General features: G+C 57.0%; 20 protein-coding genes and 1 pseudogene. 10 read left to right on the top strand and 11 right to left on the bottom strand.

Going from position 1 to position 23210, the window contains the following annotated elements; all coding sequences use genetic code 11:
• Positions 1 to 2: 2 nt before the first annotated feature.
• The 5 genes from RL_RS11310 to RL_RS11290 form a co-directional block, all read right to left on the bottom strand.
• Positions 3 to 914, bottom strand: coding sequence for an ImmA/IrrE family metallo-endopeptidase (locus tag RL_RS11310; protein WP_011651779.1), 912 nt, complete (start codon positions 912 to 914; stop codon positions 3 to 5).
• A complete protein-coding gene (locus RL_RS11305) occupies positions 911 to 1237 on the bottom strand; it encodes a helix-turn-helix domain-containing protein (protein WP_011651778.1) in 327 nt (108 codons plus the stop codon). Before RL_RS11305 ends, RL_RS11310 begins: the two co-directional genes overlap by 4 nt.
• 159 nt (positions 1238 to 1396) lie before the next feature.
• Positions 1397 to 2164 (bottom strand): metallophosphoesterase, encoded by a 768-nt coding sequence (locus RL_RS11300; RefSeq protein ID WP_011651777.1) that lies wholly within the window; start codon positions 2162 to 2164, stop codon positions 1397 to 1399.
• Positions 2161 to 4074, bottom strand: a complete 1914-nt coding sequence (locus RL_RS11295) for an AAA family ATPase (RefSeq protein ID WP_011651776.1) — start codon at positions 4072 to 4074, stop codon at positions 2161 to 2163. Before RL_RS11295 ends, RL_RS11300 begins: the two co-directional genes overlap by 4 nt.
• A 36-nt stretch (positions 4075 to 4110) precedes the next feature.
• A complete protein-coding gene (locus RL_RS11290; RefSeq protein WP_049778375.1) occupies positions 4111 to 4500 on the bottom strand; it encodes a hypothetical protein in 390 nt (129 codons plus the stop codon).
• 463 nt (positions 4501 to 4963) lie between these two features.
• Between RL_RS11290 and RL_RS11285 the strand changes: the two genes are divergently transcribed.
• The 6 genes from RL_RS11285 to RL_RS36910 all read left to right on the top strand — a co-directional run bounded on the left by RL_RS11285 (position 4964) and on the right by RL_RS36910 (position 12681).
• A complete protein-coding gene (locus tag RL_RS11285; protein WP_011651774.1) occupies positions 4964 to 5497 on the top strand; it encodes a PIN domain-containing protein in 534 nt (177 codons plus the stop codon).
• A 126-nt stretch (positions 5498 to 5623) separates the two neighbouring features.
• Complete coding sequence (locus tag RL_RS11280) at positions 5624 to 6427, top strand: DUF3800 domain-containing protein (protein ID WP_244432371.1); 804 nt, start codon at positions 5624 to 5626, stop codon at positions 6425 to 6427.
• A gap of 1367 nt (positions 6428 to 7794) precedes the next feature.
• Positions 7795 to 8763, top strand: a complete 969-nt coding sequence (locus RL_RS11270) for a hypothetical protein (RefSeq protein ID WP_011651772.1) — start codon at positions 7795 to 7797, stop codon at positions 8761 to 8763.
• Between the two features lie 18 nt (positions 8764 to 8781).
• Positions 8782 to 9138, top strand: a complete 357-nt coding sequence (locus RL_RS11265; protein WP_011651771.1) for a hypothetical protein — start codon at positions 8782 to 8784, stop codon at positions 9136 to 9138.
• 34 nt (positions 9139 to 9172) lie between these two features.
• Complete coding sequence (locus RL_RS11260) at positions 9173 to 10948, top strand: caspase family protein (protein ID WP_041936310.1); 1776 nt, start codon at positions 9173 to 9175, stop codon at positions 10946 to 10948.
• A 170-nt stretch (positions 10949 to 11118) separates the two neighbouring features.
• Positions 11119 to 12681: a lipase family alpha/beta hydrolase gene (locus RL_RS36910; protein ID WP_049778374.1), complete on the top strand. Its 1563-nt coding sequence runs from the start codon at positions 11119 to 11121 to the stop codon at positions 12679 to 12681.
• Positions 12682 to 13109: 428 nt separating this feature from the next.
• Here RL_RS36910 and RL_RS11250 read toward each other — a convergent pair whose 3' ends face one another.
• A complete protein-coding gene (locus RL_RS11250) occupies positions 13110 to 14363 on the bottom strand; it encodes an endonuclease/exonuclease/phosphatase family protein (protein WP_011651768.1) in 1254 nt (417 codons plus the stop codon).
• Positions 14364 to 14802: 439 nt separating this feature from the next.
• Positions 14803 to 15348 carry a CHAT domain-containing protein gene (locus RL_RS11245; RefSeq protein ID WP_348645722.1) on the bottom strand — a complete coding sequence of 182 codons (546 nt, stop codon included), beginning with the start codon at positions 15346 to 15348 and terminating at the stop codon, positions 14803 to 14805.
• Between RL_RS11245 and RL_RS39060 the strand changes: the two are divergent.
• Positions 15344 to 15484: pseudogene (locus RL_RS39060) on the top strand (flagellin); the annotation flags it as partial. The gene RL_RS11245 and the pseudogene RL_RS39060 overlap by 5 nt on opposite strands.
• On the opposite strand, the gene RL_RS11240 reads toward RL_RS39060, so the two are convergent.
• Complete coding sequence (locus RL_RS11240; RefSeq protein ID WP_011651766.1) at positions 15485 to 16048, bottom strand: recombinase family protein; 564 nt, start codon at positions 16046 to 16048, stop codon at positions 15485 to 15487.
• Positions 16049 to 16175: 127 nt separating this feature from the next.
• Between RL_RS11240 and RL_RS11235 the strand changes: the two genes are divergently transcribed.
• The 3 genes from RL_RS11235 to RL_RS11225 all read left to right on the top strand — a co-directional run bounded on the left by RL_RS11235 (position 16176) and on the right by RL_RS11225 (position 18243).
• Entirely contained in the window at positions 16176 to 16865 is a 690-nt protein-coding gene (locus tag RL_RS11235) for a winged helix-turn-helix transcriptional regulator (RefSeq protein WP_122330863.1), read from the top strand.
• Positions 16866 to 17048: 183 nt separating this feature from the next.
• Positions 17049 to 17801, top strand: a complete 753-nt coding sequence (locus RL_RS11230) for a hypothetical protein (RefSeq protein WP_011651764.1) — start codon at positions 17049 to 17051, stop codon at positions 17799 to 17801.
• 118 nt (positions 17802 to 17919) lie between these two features.
• Positions 17920 to 18243, top strand: coding sequence for a hypothetical protein (locus RL_RS11225; RefSeq protein WP_011651763.1), 324 nt, complete (start codon positions 17920 to 17922; stop codon positions 18241 to 18243).
• Here RL_RS11225 and RL_RS11220 read toward each other — a convergent pair.
• The 3 genes from RL_RS11220 to RL_RS11210 form a co-directional block, all read right to left on the bottom strand.
• Complete coding sequence (locus RL_RS11220) at positions 18224 to 18610, bottom strand: hypothetical protein (RefSeq protein WP_011651762.1); 387 nt, start codon at positions 18608 to 18610, stop codon at positions 18224 to 18226. The genes RL_RS11225 and RL_RS11220 overlap by 20 nt on opposite strands.
• Positions 18611 to 19076: 466 nt before the next feature.
• Positions 19077 to 20678: a hypothetical protein gene (locus RL_RS11215; protein WP_041936309.1), complete on the bottom strand. Its 1602-nt coding sequence runs from the start codon at positions 20676 to 20678 to the stop codon at positions 19077 to 19079.
• 9 nt (positions 20679 to 20687) lie between these two features.
• Positions 20688 to 23135 carry a phospholipase D family protein gene (locus RL_RS11210; protein WP_041936308.1) on the bottom strand — a complete coding sequence of 816 codons (2448 nt, stop codon included), beginning with the start codon at positions 23133 to 23135 and terminating at the stop codon, positions 20688 to 20690.
• Between the last annotated feature and the right edge of the window lie 75 nt (positions 23136 to 23210).

Here is a 23210-nt window from a genome sequence, read left to right as displayed (position 1 = left end):
CCTCAGCGCCCTCTTCGCGCAAAAAACTGGGTATAGGCGTCGCCAGCTTCCTCCGGCTCCGCTTGGTATGCAGGCCCCTTGCCGTCGAAATGCAGGAGGGTGAGTTCGAAATCATACCGGTCAGTGCGCATACACATCTCAATCACGCTCTCGGGAAACCAGACCCCGGCGGCTTGGCGAACTCCGGCAAGAGCCTCTTCAGCGTCAACTTTTCTGACTGCGAGGCTGGAGGCGGGCATCTCGTACATCTCGTTCCGGGTCCGGATGAAGCGCCCCGATTTCAATGCCGCTTCGCTCGGCTTGGCCCAGTGGGCGTAGCCCTCCGTCGAAGATATGAGCATCGCTCTAGTTGTCGTGTAGCTCAGCCACCGAAGGGTCGCGGCGGTGAGAGAGACCCCATATCTTTGGGCAGCCTGGCCGAGCCGTTCAAGATCGGCTAGCTCGTTCGCGGGAATTATGCGGCGGAAGTCGTCTAGCGGCATCAGAAGCGTCGCCGCGAACTCATTTGCTTCCTTTTCAATATCCTTACCCGACCCGTGTTCGACCGCCTCTTTCGAACACCGGAATCCGCCATCGAAATCCGGGTCCTCATCCACGAGACGTCGGTGGAGCATGAAGTGACCGAATTCGTGAGCAATGGTGTAAGCGCGTCGCCCGCGGTTCTGACGTCGGTCGTAGATGATGCCCCATCTGCGCGGCTTAGTTTCGCCCGGCACCAACGCACCCTCGCATCCGTCGAGATCATCCGCCACGATCCGCTCTATGTACTCTCCTTGTGACCCCGCCGTACGCCGGGTGTACTCGACAGCCAGGCTCTCGACGTCAACGGGTCCTCTGTCGAAGCGGTCTTCGCCTATCACCGCGTTCAGCATCAGTGTGAGGTCATTGGCGGCACGCCTGGGCGACCTGGTCATTCCTTGGCGTCACTCCCAAGCAATCTTGCCATCGCCCTGATCTTCTCGCGTGTCGCCTGAGGCATGTTGCTGTATTCCCGAAAAAACGCCTTATCTTCCGCCGTCTCCAAGGTAGTTTCTCGTCCAATCAGATAATCGGTCGTCACCTCGAGTACGGCCGCTATCTCCGATAGCTTCTCGGCCGACGGACGCGGCGGATTCTTGTTCTCGAGCTCCCAGATGTAACTTTTCGACGAACCGGTTGCACCTGCGAGATCATCGAGGGTCATGCCCTTCTTCGTCCGCAACTCTTTTATTCTTTTGCCGAAAATCGCGGTCGCCATATCCCAGCTCTCCTTCCTGAAGGTTCGGAGTAGGCGAATCCTAACTCCCTTCGTAGACGACTTCAACCATTCGGAACCTTAACGTGACCTTACGCCGCTACGCGAGGACTTAGAATTCCTCTGCAAAATTTGCAGAACGGGCAGCATGATCGTGGTGTCCTAGATGTCGATCACCAGCCGCGGATCGAACTTGGACTCCTCGCCAGGATATCCCCGCGGATTTGAGACCACCCTACTCTCTCCGATCATGTAATCGTTCCGGCGATGAACATGACCATGCACCCACAAAGCCGGCCGTGTTGTTATGATCAGGCTGTCCAGATCAGAGGCGTAACATGCAGAGAAGCGGTCGTCTCGGAGATCAGGTTCGATTGAAAGGATTGAAGGCGCGTGATGGGTCACGACCACCGTCTGTCGCCCTTCGCCGTCTCGAAGTTCGGAGGCGAGAAAATTCCGTGTTTCCTGGTGCTTTCGATAAGCATGGATCGGTCGGAATTTCCGGAAGGGACGCTTCTCAAATTTGATGCGCCTGTAGTCGTTCATCCCCGCCTGGGCGGCTACCATCGCAAGTTCTGGATCGCCGCCGAGGACGCGGAAGTCGGTCCACAGTGTTCCGCCTACAAATCTGACGCCCCCGATGTCCACCGTGTCATTCTCGAGATAGTGGATATTAGGGTGCCGATCTGCGACGGCACGCGCATCCCTGATACTCTCCTGCATCGATGCGCCATAGAATTCGTGGTTGCCGGCGACAAAGACGACGGGCATCGCCTCGGCGATGTTCGCCGCCAGCCATGAAATGCTCGGACCGATGCCCCGTGTCAGAAGATCACCGGCGCAAACGAAGATATCGGCACCGTCGGGCACGGTCTGCGAAAAGGGTTGGCCGAACTCGAGATGCAAATCTGACGCGACCCAGAGTTTCATAGCCCAGTCTCCTGCCCATAGCCATCTTCCCGACTGGCTAAGCACGCGTCTCGCACGTCCTCTCCGCTGAGTTCGAGGGTCTCTGCCAAGCGCGACGCCAGTCGTTCCAACTCGTTTCGCCTTGCCGTCAAGATATCCGTTGCTCTCTGGAACTCCGCGTCCAGGCGCTGCCGGACCAAAGCCTGAAGATGCCGATCAACAATTCTGAGGCTTTCCAGTGGTCGCCTACCTGATCCCAGGTCGGTCAGAAGCCCGTCGCCGAAACCGAAGGTTCGCTCCATCATGGTCGCAAGATCGTTTGCGATGCAAAGATCGGCCCCCTCGTCGCCTCCCGCCCCAGTGGAATGATCGCCGAACACAATTCGTTCTGCCGCCATACCGGCTAGCATGATGGCAATTCTGTCTACCAAGTAGTTCGCCGTTGCAATGACCGGTAGCGGATCGTCAAACGTGGTCTTGCCGAGCGCCCCCGAACCGATTCCGACACGCCGGCCACTACTAATGGCCACTTTGACGAGCGATGTCGGCCAAAGCGTAGTCCCGACGATCGCGTGGCCGACCTCATGAACAGCCAGACGAAACCGCTCATCTGCGTTGAAAGTCCTGATCGGCGGCATGGCCTCCAACAATTCCGCTTCAGTCACGCTGGAGCCGTTGCGCTTGCGTGTCGTCCGGCGGGCGTCACGAGCGGCCTTCTCAATATCCGCGCCAGAAAATCCTTCCGAGGCCTTGGCAAACTGATCGAGGTCACCCAATGACGCGTCGGGCAAATGATAACGGACGATCGCTTTGCGCGCCTCCGCGTCAGGCAGCGGAATTTCGATAACCTTTTCGAGCCGACCAGGTCTGAGCAACGCAGGGTCAACTGCGCTCACGTTATTGGTGGCACCGATCACAACGACTCCCTCACGACCGTCGGCAGGGTCAAGGCATTCAAGCAGCCCGTTGATGACCTGCCGATTGTAGTCGTGGTTCGAAGTGTCGGCGATTGATCCGCGATCACCGAAGCTATCGAACTCGTCCAGGAACAAAATGGCAGGCTTTTCAGCCTCGGCATCACGGAACGTTTTCCGCATCGCCTTGAGCATGTCGCCAAGATGCCCTTTTGCCTGCCAAACAGCCGCCGAGCCCAGAACTAAAGGAATGCCGCAGGTAGTCGCAAGGGCGCGGGCATAGGTCGTCTTTCCTGTGCCGGGTGGCCCCGAGAGAATGATGCCGCGATCAACATCAGCCCACGTGATCGTCCCGCGCTTCCACGAAGCAATATCCTCGGCCAGTTGTAGCCCCCAGCTTTTCGCTTCTCCGTATCCTGCCAATTCCTCGAGCCGGACCGAGCCATGCTCGCGCGCCTTCGGAGGCGGCTCATCGTCAGGTCTACAAGCCGCCTTCAGATGTCGGACCACTCTGCGAATGGGTCGGTCGCGCCGGATTGCCAACCAGACTGCCGTCAAACCCAGCGAGGCCAGGTAATCTGCGTCAGTATCTGTGAGGTGCTGCCCCAGTCTCATCGCAGCAGCCTTGAAGTGGACCGGACGAGTCGGAGCCATCACCACACGATGGTCGATGATGAGTCCGAGATCGGCGGAGATTTCCGTCGCATCGGTGTAGAAAATGACGCCTCGACGAACGTGGTCGAATCTCGCGAGCAGATGCCAGCCGCTCTGGGAGATGTCGGATGCTTGGTCAACGACAACCGTCCGTTTTCCATCGACATCGATATGTCGATCGGCATTAAGCAACTGTCGGGCAGCCATTTCGTAGAGCTGTACATCTGCCGCATTCGGAAGCTGAATAGCGACAACAAAGCTCGACGCCGAGAGGAATGGGCGGATGGTGCTCTTGAGTACCATAGCGGCGACGATTGTCGCCAGATTCTGCGCGGGTTTGGCCCGCGTGGGCAGGAATGTCATGATGAGCCTCGGAGATTGATGGGACGACGAGAAGACTCAGGCTCGTATTCGTCGCACCATCGTTTCCGGGCCGATGAGGGCTTCGTCCAGCTCTACTTCGAGGAGACCCTGTAGGATCAGAGATGCAAGCGCCGGGACGGGTTGCGTTTCCCGGACCACGCGAAGGCAATCGGCAAGCGAAAGCGGTCCATGTTCGTCGAGAACGGAGAGAAGGCGTACGCGGTCGCCAAGAGGTACATTGTGACCGACGTATCGGAGAAGGTCCTTGGCGTTCTGCAGCCGGAAGCCTTCGTAGATTTCCGATCGGTCGACAACTCGGTAACGATGCGAATGCGCTCTCGCCGCCTCCACGACGATCCCCAGTTCGAACGGCACCTTTCGATCGGGCGCATCCAGAAGCCAGGATGTGCCGTCCGTGTCCTCCATGTGCAAATCAGGTGTATATCCCCCTCGCCCAACGGCCAGCGGCGGCGGAGGGCAGCTCCATGAACGAACACCTGGATTCACATCCAGGATGCAAACCATGTCTCGCACAGTTTTGGACCGGAAAACCGGTCGCGACGGACCTTTGAAACGGGCACGATTGCTTGAAAGCTGAGAAGCTTCTGTGGGTTCATGACGCGTCTGCTGAACACGATCTTCGGATGCCATACCTGACCTCAATACAAACCGAATGGACACTCCGCTTGCGCGGCGGTGTTCAACGTATTCGTATTGGAAACAGGGCGATCTTGATCATGATGTGAACATATAGAGAACAACAAAACTGGAGTCAACGGGGTCGCACCGTCTAAAATTGAGACGAAAACGCATAGCTCGATTTACGCTCCGTTAACCACAAACGGGCAAACGTCAACGAATCTCTCCTGCGAACGCTCGGATCGCAAGCATGACTGACGATATCTTTCTGCTCGACACGAATATCATCAGCAATTCCAGCAAGCGGCGGCCGCATCCAAAGGTCTCAGAATGGTTAATGGCGCAGTCCCGCGTCGCCATTCCATTCGCGGTCATGCTCGAAGTCGAAACGGGGATAGCAGAGAAGCACCGATCCGATCCGGAAAAAGCCGAGGCGCTCTGGGAATGGATGGACCAACTTCTCGACACTGAGTTCGAGTATCCCGCCCCCACCCCACAAGTGGCCCGGCTGCTTGCGAAGCTTATTTGCTGCCGTCCATTGACGCAACTTTGGCTCGCCAATCCAAAGGCCGACAACAAAAAGCCAGGACAAGACCTCTTCATTGCTGCAACGTCGATCGTATACGATATGCCGATCGCCACGCTCAATGCCAGGGACTTCGAACTGATCGACGGCTTCTTTCCGTTGCCAGGCGTCTACAATCCCGCATTTGAGGTCTGGGCGGTGGCGAGATGCAAAGTTGCGGCACGGGCAGACAGGACGTTGGCGGTCAAGGTTGCATGACGTATCAGAGGCATAGCCATGAGTCCCGCCATGCAAGGTGCCATGGTATCAGGCTGGTCCTATGATGCTCGGGGAATATCCCTTCAATACACCTTGAACATGGGTGACATTCAGGCTATGTAGGTTGTGGCTAGTGAGTCCACAGTCTCAACCGGACGCCTGAGAACACTTCTCGGGTATCCTAAGCGCGGTGTAAACGCGCGGCAACTTGGCATAGCCAACAATTTCCATGGCCCTCGCTTTGCGGGGGCCATTTTCGTTGGTGGATATTCATTGTCAAACGCGCTTGTTCTTCTCGACGAAAGTGGCGACTTAGGATGGCAACTTAACCTCCCCTATCGCCAAGGGGGTTCCAGTCGGTATTTCACCGTCGGTGCAATAGTTGGGATAAACGATAACCACCGAGTCCCGGGCAAAGTCGTGAAAGCTCTCAAGAAGGAGTTCGACTGGACCTCCAACAACGAGAAGAAATGGATCGGCATCGGCTCAGGCGTCCGGCGATCATTCGCCCATCGAGCCGTTAAAATGGTCAAGGAGAATCCCCGAGTTCATTTGCTCGTCGCGGTGATCGACAAGCAAAAGGTGCCGAAGCATATCCAGGGACACTTCCATCTTTTCTATTCTTGGATGGCATCCTCCTTGATTGGCCCGACGGTTCGTCACCTGCGCCAAGTGTCGATATGTCCTGACGAGCTCAATGCAGGTCTAGGATACGACGTTCTTATCGAGAGCATCCTTCGCAAAGATTTGTGGTTTCACATGCGGTCGCAGACCGAGGTTAGCAGGATCATCAGATCGAAGCCTCTAGAGGATGGCCTGGCATTCTGTGACTACCTAGCCGGAACGTTTCAGAGCCATTTCGAGGATGGTGATTCCGAGGCGTACAATATCCTAAAGGATCATGTCTATCTGCATATGCCGTGGTCATAGGTCAGCGATCGATCAACCGGACGCGCGGTCAGCCAGTGTTGAAGCGGGACTTTCCTTGGCGGCTTGCCTGAGTTCGCCTTCAAACGTCACCTCTTCGGCTGTGAGTTGGTCGTTGCCACGCGAAACGGAAAAAGCTGGCAGAGGAAATTCCATTCTTGGAAGTCCATAACGCGTCGTCTGGACTCCCGCCTTCGGCGCTATTCACCGTCCGGACCGCCACGCGCGAGTACTTTGCCGGCTGGTTCCTTTCCCGAGATCGCGATAAATCGAATTTCGAATGACCCGCCAACATCTCGGATAATTTGAAGATTGCCAGCCTTGGCTCCGTCAAGAACCTCTGGGATGCGCCGTTCGGCCTCGATCCTGCTCCACTCTCGCACGTGACTCATCAGATCGAATCCTTTGTTACTCAACACAAATGCTAACGCGTCGAACGTTGGGTGAAAAGAAGACGTCGACGCAAACCCGTCCCGAGTTTCCTCGACTTCGTCAGATGGAACATAAAAAGAACATCCCGCCCGTGTCAATCAAATAGAACATATCATCTCGAAACCTCAACGAAAGCTGCGGCTGCAATGCACGACCGACGCTATCTATGGGAGAAAATCCTCCGCGACAGAAGGTGGACGAAAATTCCGGCGTTCGAACGGATACCAAGGACTAGATGAGCATTCGGAGCGTTCGGGGATCAACGTCGACTCGCGGAGAATGGCGGCGTTGAAGCCCCTGAGCCATCTATCATCATCCAACGTCACAACAACTTCCTTTCCCTTTTGGGGATGACACAGGCCACCACGTCAGGTGCGGTTGGAAGCCACACTTTGACGCCAGTTCCCCCAGGTGGGTCTCCTCCGGCGGCGTCAGTTTAGCGACAACCTTACTGCAAATGACGAAGCGCTTGTCGGGTTTGCGCATAACGGCGACGCCGATCCAAATTTTTCAGGACAGTTCGAAACATTGCGCCCGGCTCATCGATTGCTTTCACCCGCGCACTCTCACTAAGACGCTTCTTGCCGGGTGATATTCAGCTTAACGAGGAGCGCGCCTGACTTCAGCCTGCATAACCATCATGTGCGGCGTGCGTCGATGGCACTCGTGTCCCGCGGCATCCCGAAAGCCATTGATCAGACTACAACGCATTAAAAGCCCGCTGAATGAACTTGATATCGCTTGGCCCAAAAATGTCGACGTCCCTTCCCTAAACCGACCGACTCGCAGAACGAGCATGGCCTATGGGTTATTCGTAGACCAACGTCGCTTTACGAAACACGACTAAATTGCAAAAATGGAACAGACACACTCGACATCACCCGAAAATAAATTAACAATACAAAAAGGCATCATCTCTAAGGGGCGGAGTAGTTGCAATGTATGCCAAGGCTTGGCTTGGGGTCATGTTACTTGCTAGCGGCTGCGCCCTCCATCCAGTTCCTGAAAACTACATGCGCATATCTACGCTTAATATTGTCAAGCAGGTGCGCTGTGAAACTCGTAACGCGATCATGGAAAGCGCGATTGGCTGGCTCACGCATGACAAGGACGTCGATGGCGTATCGAGGCAGGTGGGCTTTTCTTTACAGGCTGACCCCGACAAATACACCAAGCTGACGCCCGCTCTCTTCAAGGGCAGAGTTCACGAGCTCTTTTCCCTTTTCTGGCAAACCGGCATCGCGTTTGACTATGTCCTGGACATGACCGAAATCAACAACGTCAGCACCGAATTCAATCTGCTCAGTGTTTTCACTGGCTCAACACGCACGCTAGGTTTCAGCGCGGGCTTAGATCGGCAGCGCGAGAGCGAGCGCATTTTCACAACCACGGACACCTTCGGCAATCTGATCCACGGCGTCAGAGACGATTTTTGCGAGGAACATATCGCGAAAGAGAACATGATTTATCCAATAGCGGGCAAAATCGGGATCGCTGGAGTAATTCAAGACTTTATGCGGTTGACGCTCTTCGGAAATCTGGCGGGCAGAGCTGAAAACCGAAGCGGGCCGCCGACCTTGGCAGAGAGACTTCAGTTTACGACGACGATTACCGGGTCGATCTCGCCGAAAATAGTGTTCGCGGGACCTGGCGGACCAAGCTGGCGTTTGGCCGATGCCTCTTTGTCCAGCGCTGTTGCAACGAGAACAGACAACCATCAGGTCACAATTGGACTAGCGATCGCGTCAAGCGATGCCGGGGCCGTCGGACCACTCCGCGGCACGCTTTACGGTCCCCTGCTCACTGCGACGGGCAACCCGACTGAGCTATTGGCCGCTTCTGCAGCCCAGCAGTCGATTTCCCGCGACTTGGCCAAGCAGAGAACAACCGTGGTTATTTCCCCATAGATGGAGAGGAGCAGTCTCATGGAAAAGAAGCCAGCACCAAAGGCTAAGAACCGGAAGAAGGCAGTCTCGGCGGCGGCCGATTTGGAAACGGGACACCCGCCTCAGCCAACCTACTTGACTGGCGAGGACCCCATCAACGTCGACCTCCATGTCGTAGCGCAAGTCATGAAGCTCATAGCCAATCACGAGCAAACGTCGGCTTTTTGCGCGGAGGCCAAGAAACTCGGAGCTTTCGTGACCGTCTCACCTCAGACTATCAACTTTGTCAAGGACTTCATCGCCGCACACGAGGAAATGCGATTGCATCCGACCGGTGTGAGCGTCGTAAACCCTCGGGGCGTCTCAAGGGACTATGACTGCGATTTCGGGGGCTGAGGCAAGTCGATCAGCGGCTGCTCGGGAGGAGCAAATGACAGACAAGGTTCTAAAAGTTCTGGGAGTGCATGGTCTGGGAGACCAAAGGGCCTCGGGATGGGCAGAGGTTTGGACCGGGGCGCTGGAGTCAGCGTTTCCAAATGTGCCCGGCCTCGCGATCACACCAGAATTCATGTCGTATGATGATATCTTCGAAACCACTGAGATTTCGTTCGCCGAGAGTGTCTCAGCGATCTGGAAGCTGGCGAAGAGCGGCGTGTCGGAGATCGGCAGAAGAGACCGAGGGTTTGTTTCCGACATCTCTGACCGCATCAAATGGACTGCAGGATATGTCGTAGCGTGGGCCGAGGACGAGAAGTTCCAGCAAAAAACGCGGAATCGGGTCTTCGCTGCCATTCGCGAACATCAGCCGGACATCGTTCTCGCCCACAGCTTGGGATCACTCATAACATACAACGCCTTCACCCATTCAGATGCGAAAAAGGCGGACATGCCCGAGTTGCTGTCAAAAGTACGCTATGTGACGTTTGGCTCGCAGATCGCCAATCCATTCGTGATCCGGAACCTCACCAACGGCCGTATCCAGCCTCTAGACGTGAAATTTTGGTACCACCTCTACAACGTCCACGATGACGTCTTCACCGCACCTATCAGACTCCCCGACGCGAACAACTTCAGCCAAACCGAGACGCCATTCGATGATGCCGGCATGGCTGACCATTCGGCAGCCGGTTATCTGACCAATCCCGCCACCGTGGCGAATGTCTGGCGTTCGATTGCCGCTGAATCCACCAACGCAAGGACGTTTGCTCCTTCGATTGTCGCTCAAAGTCGTTCGGTCGTCGGCAAGCCTCGGAAAAAGCAAAAGGCCCTGTTGGTAGGGATCAACGACTATCCCGAGGCAGCTAACCGTCTCGAGGGTTGTGTCAATGATGTCTTCACGATGAGTGCAGTACTCCAAGACTGCGGGCTGCCTCCGGAGTCGATCCGCACCTGCCTCGACGCCCGCGCGACGGCCGATGGCATCGTAACGCGGCTCAAATGGCTACTCGACGACCCCGAACCCGGGGACGAGTTGGTATTTTATTACAGCGGCCATGGCGCTCGTGCCCCGGAGTACGGCGAGAATTTCGAACCTGACCACTATGTCGAGACGCTGGTTCCTTGGGATTTCGATTGGTCGCAGGAAAAGTACATCGCGGACGACCAAATCTATGACCTCTACAGCCAGCTTCCCTACGATTGTCGCCTAGTAATGATTTTTGATTGCTGTCACTCAGGTGGCATTCACCGTGACGGTGGTGCACGGCCGCGTGGGATAACCCCGCCTGACGATATTCGCCATCGGGAGCTGAAGTGGGACGGCAAGACGCAAATGTGGGTCAGCCGGGATTTCACGCGGATCAATGACAAGTTCACACCGAAGAAGGATGTCGCAACTGGCTATTTTGGAAAGGAAGGAACGACCCAGCGGATCGGACGTGCCTCCATGCTTCGCGGCACCTCGTCAACCGAATACAGCCGCCTCAAAAAGCAGGACCCCGCTCTGGCTGCTGGTCCCTATCTCCCCGTCATCATCGAAGCCTGTGGCGAAGATCAACTGTCGTATGAGTACCGGCACGGTGCGACAAGCCACGGGGCCTTCACATACAGCCTTGCTAATATCCTGAGGCGCGAAAAGAAGATCAGTTTTGAACAGTTGATCGAAAAGACACGCAGTCAGTTGCAAGAACTGCAATACAATCAAAAACCCCAAATCCTGGGCCCGACCGCAATCCTGCAACACGAGGTTCCCTGGAGCGCCACCTGACATCTAATTTCGCGACGAACGACGTCGTCGATTGTGGTTTGCCTGGCTGCCTTTGGGCTGGTGCAAGGAGCCGGGGACTCCCGTGAAGTGCAACCGGGGCCACATGGCCAAACGCCGTAGCTTTGTATGCCTATTGCGCTGAACTGATCTGAGAGGTGAGATCGACCGTCATGAAGGGCACTTGGCTCTCGCAACCCCAGAATGGCACCGTGGTGATCTTTGTTCACGGCGTAATGTCCGACGCCGAGGCTTGGCGGAACGCCAACGGCACGTACTGGCCAAGCCTGCTCACTCAAGACCCTCGTACGCGCGGTGTCGGAGTCTACATCTTCGAATACGAAACCGGGCTTTTTTCCGGGACCTATCGCATCAACGACGCGGTTGATGCCCTGACAAACCATCTGCGTCTGGACAAAGTCCTGACCGCCCAACGGCTCATCTTCGTCTGCCACAGCATGGGCGGTATCGTGGCCCGGCGATACCTGCTGCGCGAAGAGCGCGATCTCCTGGAAGCCAAAATCGAGATTGGCCTCTTTCTGGTAGCATCACCCTCTCTTGGGTCCGAGTACGCCACCCTTCTTAGCCCTTTATCCTCCGTGTTGTTCCGACACGCACAAATCGACATCTTGAGAAGCTCGGCCATGAACGCCTGGCTCCTTGACCTGGACCATGATTTCAAGGCCCTGCTCAACGCAAAGCGGTTAAAGATCATCGGCAAGGAGCTGTTTGAAGACAAGTTCATTGCAAAGAAGTTCTTCCTCATGCGAGCCGTCGTCGATCCCATCTCAGCCGCCCGATATTTTCCTGAACCTTACCGGGTGCCGCTCTCCACGCACTTCACGATCGCCACGCCCGAGGATCGGAACGCGATCCAACATCGTCTGCTCGTGGAGTTCCTCGGCACACTGGACCCCCATGTGCAGGCGGGTATCGAAGCCGTTGGGAAGGACGGCCGAATCAAGGTGGGATTCCCGGACGGAGTCCGCGCCGATGTCGTGAAGTGTCAGGTTGCACTGAAAGAGGTTGAAGGGCAGCTTCCGGGTGTCCTCTCGGTCTGGCCGGAAAGCACGCTGGCATTGGAGAAGCTGGTCGCCGGTCTTCTGGTTGAGGCTGCGGAGCACGAGAAGCCCACGTCAAGATTTCATGGTCAGCCCACGGAAACCATACGCGCGTTCCTTGATCGCGGGTATGGAAGCACCAAGAACGTGGCACGCATCCGCGCAGGGGTCGACAAGCGCGCGGAGCTGATGGTGGCCCGGATGCAGGGTTACTGGCTGCCAGTGTTTGACAATATCGTTGCCAGGAGCCTTTCGAACTTCCTCACGCTTTGTCATTTGAGCGCGTTGCAGGACCTCTCGCAGCTGCTTGCGAGCATAGACTTTCTCCGAGAGCTGATACCGGCCGACATTGAGCCGTGGATTTATCAGTCCTATTCGCGCGATGCATACCGGCAAGCCTTCGCGATCCAGCAGCCGCTTGCGTATGCCAAAGTCGATGCCCTGTCCGGCGTCACGCTAGACCACTATCGGTTCTATTGGGGGCCGGAGAGCGAGGTGATAGAGTCCGCAAGGCGGCGCGATGGTGATCCTGTGACGGGAACTTGGATCGACAAGTACCTGTACGCCCAGAACGAGCTGCAGCTGCTGAGAGGAGATTCCGCAGAAAAGTTCCGATACACGGAGGACGTCTCCATCATCAAGGTAACGGATTCGTCGGGACAAGAGCGCTTCTGACTGCCCGGCTGGTGCCGCTCGCACGAACTACATGTGCTCGTTGAAGGTCGCGCCGCCGCTGCCTCGTGTGGGAGCGCTAACGAAGGCTAATGTCGGCTTTTGGCGCTTTGCGGACCATGACCACAGGCTTCGCGTAGGCCCAAAGCTGTCAGCGCCGCAGTGCTTTCGGTTGGTGGCATTTGCTACATCATTCCGTGAAAAAGTATCGCGCGAAGAAGACGACGGTGATGGGAACTACCAGAACACATAGCGCGCAGGCACCCTTCTTTGCCTGATAGATAGTTGCTGAATTCATCGCTATTCCCGTTCTGCATGTCTAAGCTCGGTTGAATAGTGCATACCAAACGACGGCCTTGGCTGACGCGTAGGCCGATTCCAGCGACCGTGCTCGCTTGTCGCACGAGACCTCGGGCTTCATTCGGCGAAGCTCAATCACTTACCACGGCAGTGAGAGGGCAATGATCCGACAGACTGAGCAGTGGGTTCGGATGCTCCGCCGACGCTGATAGGGTCCTACCTTGCCTCCCCAAAGCTACCTTCTCGGCAGGGTGCGGGCTCGAGAATCCTGCGCCGATCATTATATGATCGAGGCCGACGGGGTTCCGACACCCGAGGTTCTCGCTGCGCTTCAGTAGCTTCTCGTCATCTGACATCTTCGCGGATTTGAGCCTCTTGCAGGCCTCATCCGAGGCCGTGTTGATGGGGCATGCTTCATCCAGAAGCGTGAGCTTGCTGCCTTCTGGTGCGCCGTCATTCACCTCGTCGATCAGCTTCCGGACCTTAACCGTCGACGGCAGCTCACTCTTGGGATCGGAGCCATCCGTCCGTGTCTTCCCAGGTTCATGGGTCTCGTGCCAGACGTTGCGATTGAAGTCGCCCAGCACGACCACCCTGTTGGTATCGGCCGACTTGCGCTCAATCCATTTTTCCAATGGAACCACTTGCTGTTGGAGAGTTATGCAAGGGTCGTCATCTCCCGCGTTGCCGTCGAGCGCATCGGGCGGATTGTCGAACGGAGAGACGCAGCCTGATTTCAAATGGACGTCGAGAAATCGGGTAAGCTTTCCATCGATCGTCAACGCCAACGCCAAGCCTGGCCGCACGCGATCCTTCTCCGCCAGCGACGACGACAAACTGAGCGCGTCCTCGACTTCGCATTCGACCGCCGGCCCGAACTCCTTCTTCCACGCGAATGCCAACCGCTGAACCTTATGGCTCCCGAAGGAGCAGACGAGGTAATCCGCCCCGTCATTTGGCAAGACATCACGCACCGCCTGTTCGCCGCTTACCTCCTGGAAGGCGATGACATCGGGCGCGATTTTATTTTCGATGAAGGTAGTCAGTTGTCCCGAGCGCTTAACGTACGCCGCCTCTGTCACCGGCACGGTGTCGAATCCCGGTGTTTTGAAAACGTCGCATGGCGGCAGGACAGATATGTTCCAGGAGATCGGTGCGTTCCGACCCCAAGGCAACTCCCAGCCTGGAGTACCGCTTTCGGCCGGCTCCCAGAGACCAGTAGCCCCATTCAACTGGAAAGGCGCGCTGCATTTGGCGATCCACGTGGTCGCCTCGGCCTTGGAAACATGCCAGCCGAGGTTCCATGTGGCGACCTTCAATTCCCTGGCATAAGCGCCTGGGCACAGAAGCAAGAATATCGAGAAAATGGTTGAAATGCGCATCATCGATCAGGCCCCCTTAGATCGAACACACCCTCAAATTGATTTCCTGACTTTATAGACAATCAACCACAATTCAATCGGTGGTGGAGCGCAGATTCAATTTTGGATATGCAAGAAAGCACTCGAGCCGAGATGCCGATTTATCTCCGTCCTGATGGAAATTCTTTGCGCCAGGCCTTCATTGTCCGAGGTCGGCGGGCGCGATCTGGAACGTCATTCACAAGTCGTCGTCGCGTAGTCAGCCAAATGGGCGACGCGGCGGATGCTGGCCACCGATCGCGTACGAGTTACCAGCCAGCGGCTTTTCTGGGCCGCCGAGTTGAGCGCCGGTCGCGACAATTATAGGATGGACAGGGTACTTCCCTCGTCACTACCTCCGACAGCCTCCCCATCAAATCAAACGGTTGTCTCGACGTAATTTCGGCAAGATTGCGTTGCTTCCTCACATATCCGCCCCTACGACCTCGAACGGACCCCAATATAGTGGGTGGGCGAATCGTCCCGCGTCTACCGCCCTCAGGTCGCGCATCGCATCGCCAAGAGCCGATGCATACGATTTGTTCGCGGCCTTGGCTCTGTTTTCGAACATTTGGGTGGTAAGCGCCGCCGTGGCCGTGGAGTCGACCGCCCAATGCGAGACGACAAGGTTACGGGCTCCCGCGAAGAAAAACGCCTTCGCAAGTCCCGACAGTCCCTCGGCACCCACCTGCTCCGGCGCGGCGGTGTTGCAGGCGGAAAGAAGAACGACATCAGTGTTCAGGTTCAATGCTGCGATATCGCTGGCCGAAAGATATCCGTCATCGATCGCCGTCGCGGCGGCGGGAGGCGTCATGATGAGGCCTGCCTCCTGAAGACCGCTGATTTCGCCCGCGAGCAGGCCGTGCGTCGCGAATGCCAATGTCTGGAAACGGGTAAGGTCTTCTGCCTTGAGCACCGTCTCCGTTGCATTCTGCCCGAGCAGCAATGAATCATCGGACACGAAGGGCATCGGGCGGTTGGTGGACGCCGACATGGAAAACACCGCCGCGAAATTGAAAGCGCTGGAGGCTCAGCAGCAGCTCGCGGTCCAGTCGCTCAACATTGCCAACGAGGCTCCCGGCAAACTCATTTCCTTGTTCCAGTGATCACTGGCACCGCATGCGCTCGATATGTCTTGCTAGAGTCCGGGGGTGCACTCGATACCGCTTTGCGACATCCGTCGCATTTTCGCCGTCGATGATGACTGCATGGTAGGCCGCGACGCGTTCATCATTGTTTAGCCGTGGCCGGCGGCCGAGCCGAGTACCTCGCGCACGTGCTGCCTCGATTCCCGCCAGCGTCCGCTCTCGAATCAACTGCCGCTCGAACTCGGCCATCGCGGCTAGCAAATGAAAAACGAGCCGGCCGCCGGCCGAGCCCGTGTCGATATGCTCCGTGAGCGACTGGAATTCCACTCCCCTCTTCCGAAGCCTTTCAATAATCCGAAGGAGATCATGTATCGATCTGCCCAGGCGATCCAACCTCCACACGACCAAGGTGTCCCCTCGCCTCACGAAACGCAGGATCGCATTCAGCCCCGGCCTGCTGGATTTTGCCCCTGAGATGCCATGGTCTTCGAAAACTCGGCAACAGACGCCGCGCAATGCAAGCATCTGAAGGTCGATGTTCTGATCATGCGTCGAAACGCGAGCGTAGCCGACTTTCGCCATTGAGGTCTTTCCATCCCGCGGCTTGACAGAAACCACCGTTTTCGACGGGCGGATACGCGGAAATGCACGATTACAATCCGGGAATAGTTGCAATGATTTAGGCAAGGGACAAAAACACGGACGACCGATGACAAAAACGGTCGTTTCTGGCCACGCCTGTAGACATTTTACGGGACACCATCCGCCGATGAGGTTCGTTTCCTTCGGCGAGTTTGCCCAGCAGCTGATCGACGTCTGGATTTCCCGGGATGATATCGAGGACCCGCTTTCCCTCTATCAGGGGGTCAGAGAGCGTCTGGCAACAAACATGGTCCTCGCCGTCATCGATTTTCCCGTCGGCCGACTCTCTAAATTTCGGGTCAACGTCGTCCGCGACTACAGCATTCCGACGAGCTATGAAGAAGTCCCTGAACTCCTCAAGACCCGGCTTCCCCTATTGCCAAGGGGGCATCTCCATCCATCGGTTGAGAAGGCGATTGCCACCCGGCGGCCATCGCTAATCGCAGAAACCGTACGCCACGGCGATTTGCAGACAAATTTCGAAATGCTAGCGCTGCCGCATCAACTCGAGAAGCATGGGGTGGATTGGTGTCTTGTCTTCGGCGTCATCCATTACCTTCTGAAATCCGCCCCGCTACGCAAGGACCTCGATGACATCGACTTGGCAATCCTCCAGCTCTTGCGCGAAGGACTTCAGATGAGGCAGATCGGGCTTCGAGTCCAACTGTCCCCACGCACGGTTGAACACCGCGTCGAACGCCTCAAAAGTCTGGCAAATGCGAGAACGCTCCACGACCTCGTCGCCCGTACCTTGTAAGCGCCGTTCGGACAGATTTAGCAGTCGGTAACGTTGCTACCTTTTGTGGCGTCTTAATTTCCCGCAGAGGGTGAAATCCCCGTCGAAAATTGCCGAAAACAAAACTCGGATGAGGGAACGTGTTCACATTCGGGCGCGCATTGATGCGACCGATTTCAGACCTCAACAGACACCGGGGACATCATGAAAATCACGTTTCTCACCGCCGTTGCCGCGCTATTCCTCGGAGGAGTCGCTGCGACGCAGGCGGCCGAAATCGACATCAATGGAATGGCTCTGGGTATGAGCGCCGACCAGATCATCGCGAAATTCCAGGAAGCCAGGCCGGAAGCTCAGTACGAGTTTGTGCGCTGGAAGCTCCCGGAAGGCACTGAATGGGTCGCAAATGGGAGGACCCTGTATAACGACCTCGCCAATCCGGATGATATGGAACACGAGCGGATGCAATTCGCGTTCACAGGATTGGGGTCGGGAAACAAGCTGTTTGCGGTCCGCCGAGAGTTGAAGTTCAGGCCGTCGCAACGCCCGACTACCGAGTCGGTGTTTGCAGCAGCCATTCAGAAATTCGGCGAGCCTTCAGTAATGGGTAAGAGTTCCACCGGCGGCATCTGGGCAGCGTGGAAATTCGGTGCCGAGCGCGCAACGGCCGAAAAACTGGAATCGCCATTGGGCTGCATCGGCATCAGTGACTTCCCAGTCGGCCTTGACGAATTCACGGTCAAGAAAGCAAAGCAATCCGCAAGCATGTGCGGCATCTATATCGACTTTGACGTCCGGGGAGATGATACGGGCCTAGCGACTGAACTCGACATGAAGATGATGAACCAGCTGCATCTGGCGCAGGATTTCGACGCCGACAATTCCGACGCGAGGAAACGGATCGATGCGGCGAAAGCCAGGAACACCCTCACTGCGGCACCCGCCCCAAAGCTCTAGCGTTGGATGCCCATGGACGATGACCGTCATCGCGCCTTCGTATCTTCAGGAAATGGCGTACTTGCCAGCTTGCGCCGGCTGTTTTCTCATTCGAAACTGATTGAGAATGAGGTGCAAAATGTATCAGATCGCGATCAATAGAGTGGCGGGCGGTTTACGCTTGTTGCGTTCTCTTATCGATATGGGAGATGTCGCTATTCTTCGTGGTGTCTTCCATCGTAATGAGGCATACATCGAGCGCCATGCAACGGAAACGGAGCGCCTCGTGCTGGCATCGGTTCGGAAGATCATGGATTCGATGATCGAGGAAGAACGCAATCTGGGCGTCGGGGCATGTCTAAATCTTTCTCATCCATCCGTCGCTGAGGCATATCAGCGCCCAGTGAAGCGGATAGTCGATATCGTCGATGCCCGCGGGGGCCTCAAACTCCAGGGAGGCTGAGGCCGTTTTCGGGATCAGCCGCTGCGGCTAGCTCTGCGACAGTCGTAAACGTATTTGCGGCGAGAAATTCAGGGTCACCGGAGGCGATCTCCCAAATTTCCTTCTGCTTGCGAAAGAAGACTTCGGCTCTTTCCAAATTCAGATTTCCCAGTTCTTCAAGAAGCGCGGCAAGCTTGGCGAATACGGCATCTTCCAGAGCGTCGACTGCTGCGCGCAGTCTATTCTCTCCTTCTGGTCCTATATCCCGGAGGCTCACGCCATCGACTAAAACCCAGTATTCTTGGTTTAGGCTGGACAGTTCAGATGATGGCAGGTCTCGAACCTTGCCAACTCCCGGCCTCACCACTTCGATTATGCGACAATCCATTGAGACGGCTCCTATTTCGGCCGTCTTACCTTTCAGGAATTAATGAAGTCTGATGGGTGGAATTCAATTACTCGCGGTTTTCTGCATTCCATCGCCACGAATTTAAAACCTGGGCCGGCGCGTCCGTCTCCTCATGAGATGAGCGTCGAAATCCGGCAATGGCGATCTCCGAGGCGGAGCCTGCATTGGTCTTGCAAAACCTTGGATAGGCGTGCCGGCTAACAAGTGGTCAACCACGCTCTGGCGGCGAACGGGGGTCACGATCACGCGCTCGCGTCGAAGGTAATTCAGCAGCCAAAGCACTCCCATGGCAGGCAGCCAAGGCAGCGGAAATTCAGCCTCACCGAAATCCAGAAACAAAGGGCGGCTCCCTCCTCGCCAACGCTCAATGATCGCCGAGGCACCATGGCTGGGCTCTGACACGAGGAGTATCGATCAGCGCGCGGGCGCTTTGATCATCTTTCGCTCAAGCTCCAAATCGCCCATCGTCGGTCCTTTGGATGAGCCCGCAAGACGCGCCGAGTGCCAGCATCGTGTATAATCGGTCAGCAGTCGGGACGAAATTGCCGGTCGCACGCTTCCGGACTCGCATCCAGCCAGCTTCTTCAAGGGCTATCCGCAATCGTTGATTTCCGTCCCCGCCCCTGACGGCCGACCAATGAACGTGTTGTCCGATCACCCAGCCTTGAATGATCTCAGCCCACATGGAAGCACGCGGTCTTTCCGAAATTGCTTCGAGCCGGGTCGACATCAGACTCATCGGCAACCGGTCTGGACGTCCGTCAATGACCCTTTGTGACGTCTGAGGAAGATCGGTTAGCTTTAGCGCATCGTTCACTGCCTTTACGACGGCGAAACTACGAGCGGCCAGACCGGGTATTTGCGTCGGGTCTTTCTGCTGAGCCTCACGTAGGGAAACCATAAGGTCAACAACAGCAGTCCCGGGTTCCGCGGCGCTTTCTGGCCACCCCGTGTCCCCACCCATCGAAACGATGGACGCGAGATAGCCGCCCACCGTTACCGATGCCCGGTAAGAGTCATCCAGGCTGGCTGCGGCAGCATCTGCTCGGTCAACCAACTCCTCAGTAGATATTGACCGAGCCGCTCCCCCGACGCTCTCCTCGGTGAGAACTCGCTCAGTCCACAGCAGCATCGCCTCGGTCGCCAGCCTCTGAAGCTGTCGGGCCTGAAGATACGCCAGCATAATCGCGGAGTGGGTAACGTGTTCGACAGCGCCGCCGATGTCTGCCGGGAGTCTGTTCGCGACGAAGCGCTTGCGTATATCGTCCTGTGTAGAGGGACCTAGCTCTTTGAGCACCCCGATCAGGTAGTCGATAGTGCCTTTGCGGCGGCGCATCGCCGGGGAGGCCAATTCATCGGAACCGATTTCGTGGAACATCAACCGGAAGACCGCGCGCTCCACATCGGACGGGTCCTCGACAGAGAGCCTCGTGGCGAAACTTTCGATCTCGGAAGCTTTGATCGAAGGCGGCGCGACGGCGAGGAGATGCGGAGACAGCACCTCCTGAACGCGTGCCTCGAAATCCATGACAGCGGGCATCACCTGCTTTGTCACGATGGCCTCATCGAGACTGAGGTAACGGAGGGCTTTGATAGAAGGACCGTATTCGGTTGGAGCCATGATGTTCGTGCGGGTCCGCTTATACTTTTCCCAAACCTCGCCCTCGAAACGGAAGGCCTGCCCCTCGGGCGTCCGCGCGATCGTCTGCCTCAGCGAAGTTGCACCCCTGAAGGGTCGACCGTCGAGGAGATGCGACCATGCATACAGGGCTTCAAATCTTTCCATGAGGTCGGCGATGACCTGCGGATCATCGACACCCTCCATGGCTGCCTGTGTCGACGCCTTCCAAGCCGCCCACGCGACGAATGTGTAATAGCGAACGTGCTGAGTGACGTTATTGATCCCCGGCGCAACGTTGTCCATGAGGTCGAGGTTGATTTGCCGGAGACCGATCGGATCGACGCCGCTCTCTCGCACTTCCAGCGCCGCGACAACCCGCACGCCACCGGCGTCGTCGAAGAGCTTGTCTATGTCGGCAAGTTTCATAGAGCCCTCCTATAGGGACACGTCAATGACGACCCGGCCGCACCTGTAGTTTTCGCATGTCGCGATCCTGTGCCGCCTGAATTTCGATGCCTTTACGCCGGGGAAGCCATGGCCGCATTTCGGGCAACCTGGCCTTTTGTCGTACTTGGTTGCCATCCAGACGATGCGGTCGTCACGGCCTTGCCTGGTGGAGTACCGCGAGATGGTGACCTCCTCGTCAATGGTCGCGCCGGCTGGTGTGACGTATGGTCCGTCTTTCGTGGCAAGCGCTTTCCGAAGATCATTCATCTTGTTCCACGGCGTTTTAGTCTCGAGAATAGATGACCATGTCTGCGTCCACTGGCTTTGCGTCATTCCGGGCGCGAGAGCCTCTTCGTTCAGCTTTCCGGCTTGAGGTTCACAAGGAACTGCGAACTCCTCTGGTACCTCCCCTCCGGTCCAGGCCTGGAGGAATTCGTGCATAGCCTGGGCCTTGCCCGGATCACCGATAACGAGCCTGGACACCGTTGCGGCAACACATTCATCCAGTCCAGTCGGATCTACATCAACGGGCCTCGAACCGGCCGCTGTCTGTAGCCACTTTGCCAGTAAGCGCGGGGTCAACTCTTCGCCGAGTGAACTGCGAGGCGCGATCTTGGCGATCATATCGAAGACTAGGAATAGTCCTGGCGCGCGGGCCGGACCAGGAGGCACTCTCACCAGTTCCTCGAAGAGTCGGCTGAAGGCCGTCTCCATGATCTGGGGCTTCACCCTCTGGGTCTGCCCCCCACTCTTTGGCTCTTTGCCGCCCCCGTGCTTACGTTTATCGCTTCCTTCCTGAGGAGAAAGGTCGTCCTCTTCCTCGTCATCGCCGCTATCGTCGTTTTCTTGCGCAGCGGCGGTCGCAAGCATACGAACAAGTGCGTCGATCAGTTCATCGCCATTGCTGACGATGCCCGATCCTCTGGCTCCATCGTGGGACAGTTCAAAAGCGTCACCCGCAGCGAAAGGTCGAATAACCTTCAGGCCCGCCGTCTGCTCACGATCTGATCTCCCTCCCCCAGTCCGCTGAGCGGCATCGATAAATGCCCGCGGTTCTCGCGACACGTATTCCATGATAGCCGTGAGGTCATTGAGCGTTTCGATACCTGCGATCATCCGCCCCAGCGAGCGAGCGATCGGCCCCCGCCTGTTCATCGCGTCGATGAAGCCGCGAAGGATAAGCCACCCGCGAAGCTCGACCGCGTCCCGCAGCAGAATTAGCTGGACCGACGATGCAACCCTCATCGGATCGAACGAGCTCGGTGGCTTGAATGCGAAGTAGCCATCTTCGTCGATGACAACATCCGGTCCAGCTTCCCTCCTCGCGCCCCAAGCGATGCTGACTGTCCAAGTCCCGGTGGTCACGCCGCCTCCCATGACACGTCCTCTGATGACCCCTCCGTCGTAGTCGACGGCAAGCGAGGAACGCTCCTCCTCTTGCGGGGCCTCTTCTCCGGTCGTATGGCATCGCAGCGCATTGGCCGATATCCAGCCGAACATCGGCGCGCGGTCGTGGATACGGGCGACGACTGCTTCGACGTTTGCTCTCCCGAGTGCCTGAACCGTCGCATTGGCGCTTCCGCTGACTATCAATCGCCCCCGGCGACAACCGATGTCGAACACCTTCGAGTGAAGCGAGCGGCTGTCGTTGAATTCGTCACAGGAAACCGGGCGAATATTAAGACCGGTGGCAGAAGCAGCCGCGAAATCGAAAACCGATGGCGCTCGTGGTGGCACCGCGATCCGGATGTTGTCGCATCCGATCGCTTCCGAGAGGGCGGCGATCCCGTGATGCGCAGAGAAGAACGGCGACACCACTGTCAGCTCCTCAGCGCCTCCCAACTCTTCTACCAGGCCCGCGATCTGCGAAGTCAAGGTGCCGGCCATAGTGTGTAGGAGACGGCCGGTTCCGCTGCCTGGCACCAAGGAGGATCGACGGGCCAGCGACACGTAGTTATGGAGGTCGGGAGAGCGTAGGCAATCGAGGAACCCTTCGGGACGAGCCTCGCGCTGAATTGCTTCGATAAGATCGGCCAATCCTGAAAAGCATGCGGAGTCCCTGCCGGGGCGAAGGACTTCCAAAACCTCGTTGTTGTAGCCCCATCCACCGAAGGAGAGATTTCCCGACCCTACGGTTGCTCTGACCTCGCCGTCTTGATCGGCGAACAGACCGATTTTCGGATGGAATACCCCGGTCGCGCAGTGAACGGGGACGAGATTGTAATCGCGACCGATACCTACCGCGCCGACATCCGCCAGCGACGAACGGTAACCTGCGATGTCGGTTACGACGGTGAAATCGCGATAGCTTCGACTGACCGCCGCCAAGGGAATGGCTTCGAGAAACGAGAGGCTGAGCGAGTAGGTCGTAAAGAACACAGATGTCCAAGCGTGCGATGCTAGCAACGCGCGCGGCGAAAAAGACAATTCCGACAACAGATTACGGCCCTCCACCACTCCCGCGAGTAGGGATATACATCGGCACGTTGAGCGCCGGAAGAGCCTTCGTTA

Origin of the sequence: Rhizobium johnstonii 3841 (assembly GCF_000009265.1) — a bacterium.
Lineage (GTDB): Bacteria > Pseudomonadota > Alphaproteobacteria > Rhizobiales > Rhizobiaceae > Rhizobium > Rhizobium acaciae.
This window is presented reverse-complemented; position numbering and strand designations above follow the sequence as displayed.

Excerpts from the sequence above, each read along its gene's own strand:
- RL_RS11310 (WP_011651779.1), bottom strand. The coding sequence starts at position 914 with ATGACCAGGTCGCCCAGGCGTGCCGCCAATGACCTCACACTGATGCTG.
- RL_RS11305 (WP_011651778.1), bottom strand. The coding sequence starts at position 1,237 with ATGGCGACCGCGATTTTCGGCAAAAGAATAAAAGAGTTGCGGACGAAG.
- RL_RS11300 (WP_011651777.1), bottom strand. The coding sequence starts at position 2,164 with ATGAAACTCTGGGTCGCGTCAGATTTGCATCTCGAGTTCGGCCAACCC.
- RL_RS11295 (WP_011651776.1), bottom strand. The coding sequence starts at position 4,074 with ATGACATTCCTGCCCACGCGGGCCAAACCCGCGCAGAATCTGGCGACA.
- RL_RS11290 (WP_049778375.1), bottom strand. The coding sequence starts at position 4,500 with ATGGAGGACACGGACGGCACATCCTGGCTTCTGGATGCGCCCGATCGA.
- RL_RS11285 (WP_011651774.1), top strand. The coding sequence starts at position 4,964 with ATGACTGACGATATCTTTCTGCTCGACACGAATATCATCAGCAATTCC.
- RL_RS11270 (WP_011651772.1), top strand. The coding sequence starts at position 7,795 with ATGTATGCCAAGGCTTGGCTTGGGGTCATGTTACTTGCTAGCGGCTGC.
- RL_RS11265 (WP_011651771.1), top strand. The coding sequence starts at position 8,782 with ATGGAAAAGAAGCCAGCACCAAAGGCTAAGAACCGGAAGAAGGCAGTC.
- RL_RS11260 (WP_041936310.1), top strand. The coding sequence starts at position 9,173 with ATGACAGACAAGGTTCTAAAAGTTCTGGGAGTGCATGGTCTGGGAGAC.
- RL_RS36910 (WP_049778374.1), top strand. The coding sequence starts at position 11,119 with ATGAAGGGCACTTGGCTCTCGCAACCCCAGAATGGCACCGTGGTGATC.
- RL_RS11250 (WP_011651768.1), bottom strand. The coding sequence starts at position 14,363 with ATGATGCGCATTTCAACCATTTTCTCGATATTCTTGCTTCTGTGCCCA.
- RL_RS11245 (WP_348645722.1), bottom strand. The coding sequence starts at position 15,348 with ATGCCCTTCGTGTCCGATGATTCATTGCTGCTCGGGCAGAATGCAACG.
- RL_RS11240 (WP_011651766.1), bottom strand. The coding sequence starts at position 16,048 with ATGGCGAAAGTCGGCTACGCTCGCGTTTCGACGCATGATCAGAACATC.
- RL_RS11235 (WP_122330863.1), top strand. The coding sequence starts at position 16,176 with ATGACAAAAACGGTCGTTTCTGGCCACGCCTGTAGACATTTTACGGGA.
- RL_RS11230 (WP_011651764.1), top strand. The coding sequence starts at position 17,049 with ATGAAAATCACGTTTCTCACCGCCGTTGCCGCGCTATTCCTCGGAGGA.
- RL_RS11225 (WP_011651763.1), top strand. The coding sequence starts at position 17,920 with ATGTATCAGATCGCGATCAATAGAGTGGCGGGCGGTTTACGCTTGTTG.
- RL_RS11220 (WP_011651762.1), bottom strand. The coding sequence starts at position 18,610 with ATGGATTGTCGCATAATCGAAGTGGTGAGGCCGGGAGTTGGCAAGGTT.
- RL_RS11215 (WP_041936309.1), bottom strand. The coding sequence starts at position 20,678 with ATGAAACTTGCCGACATAGACAAGCTCTTCGACGACGCCGGTGGCGTG.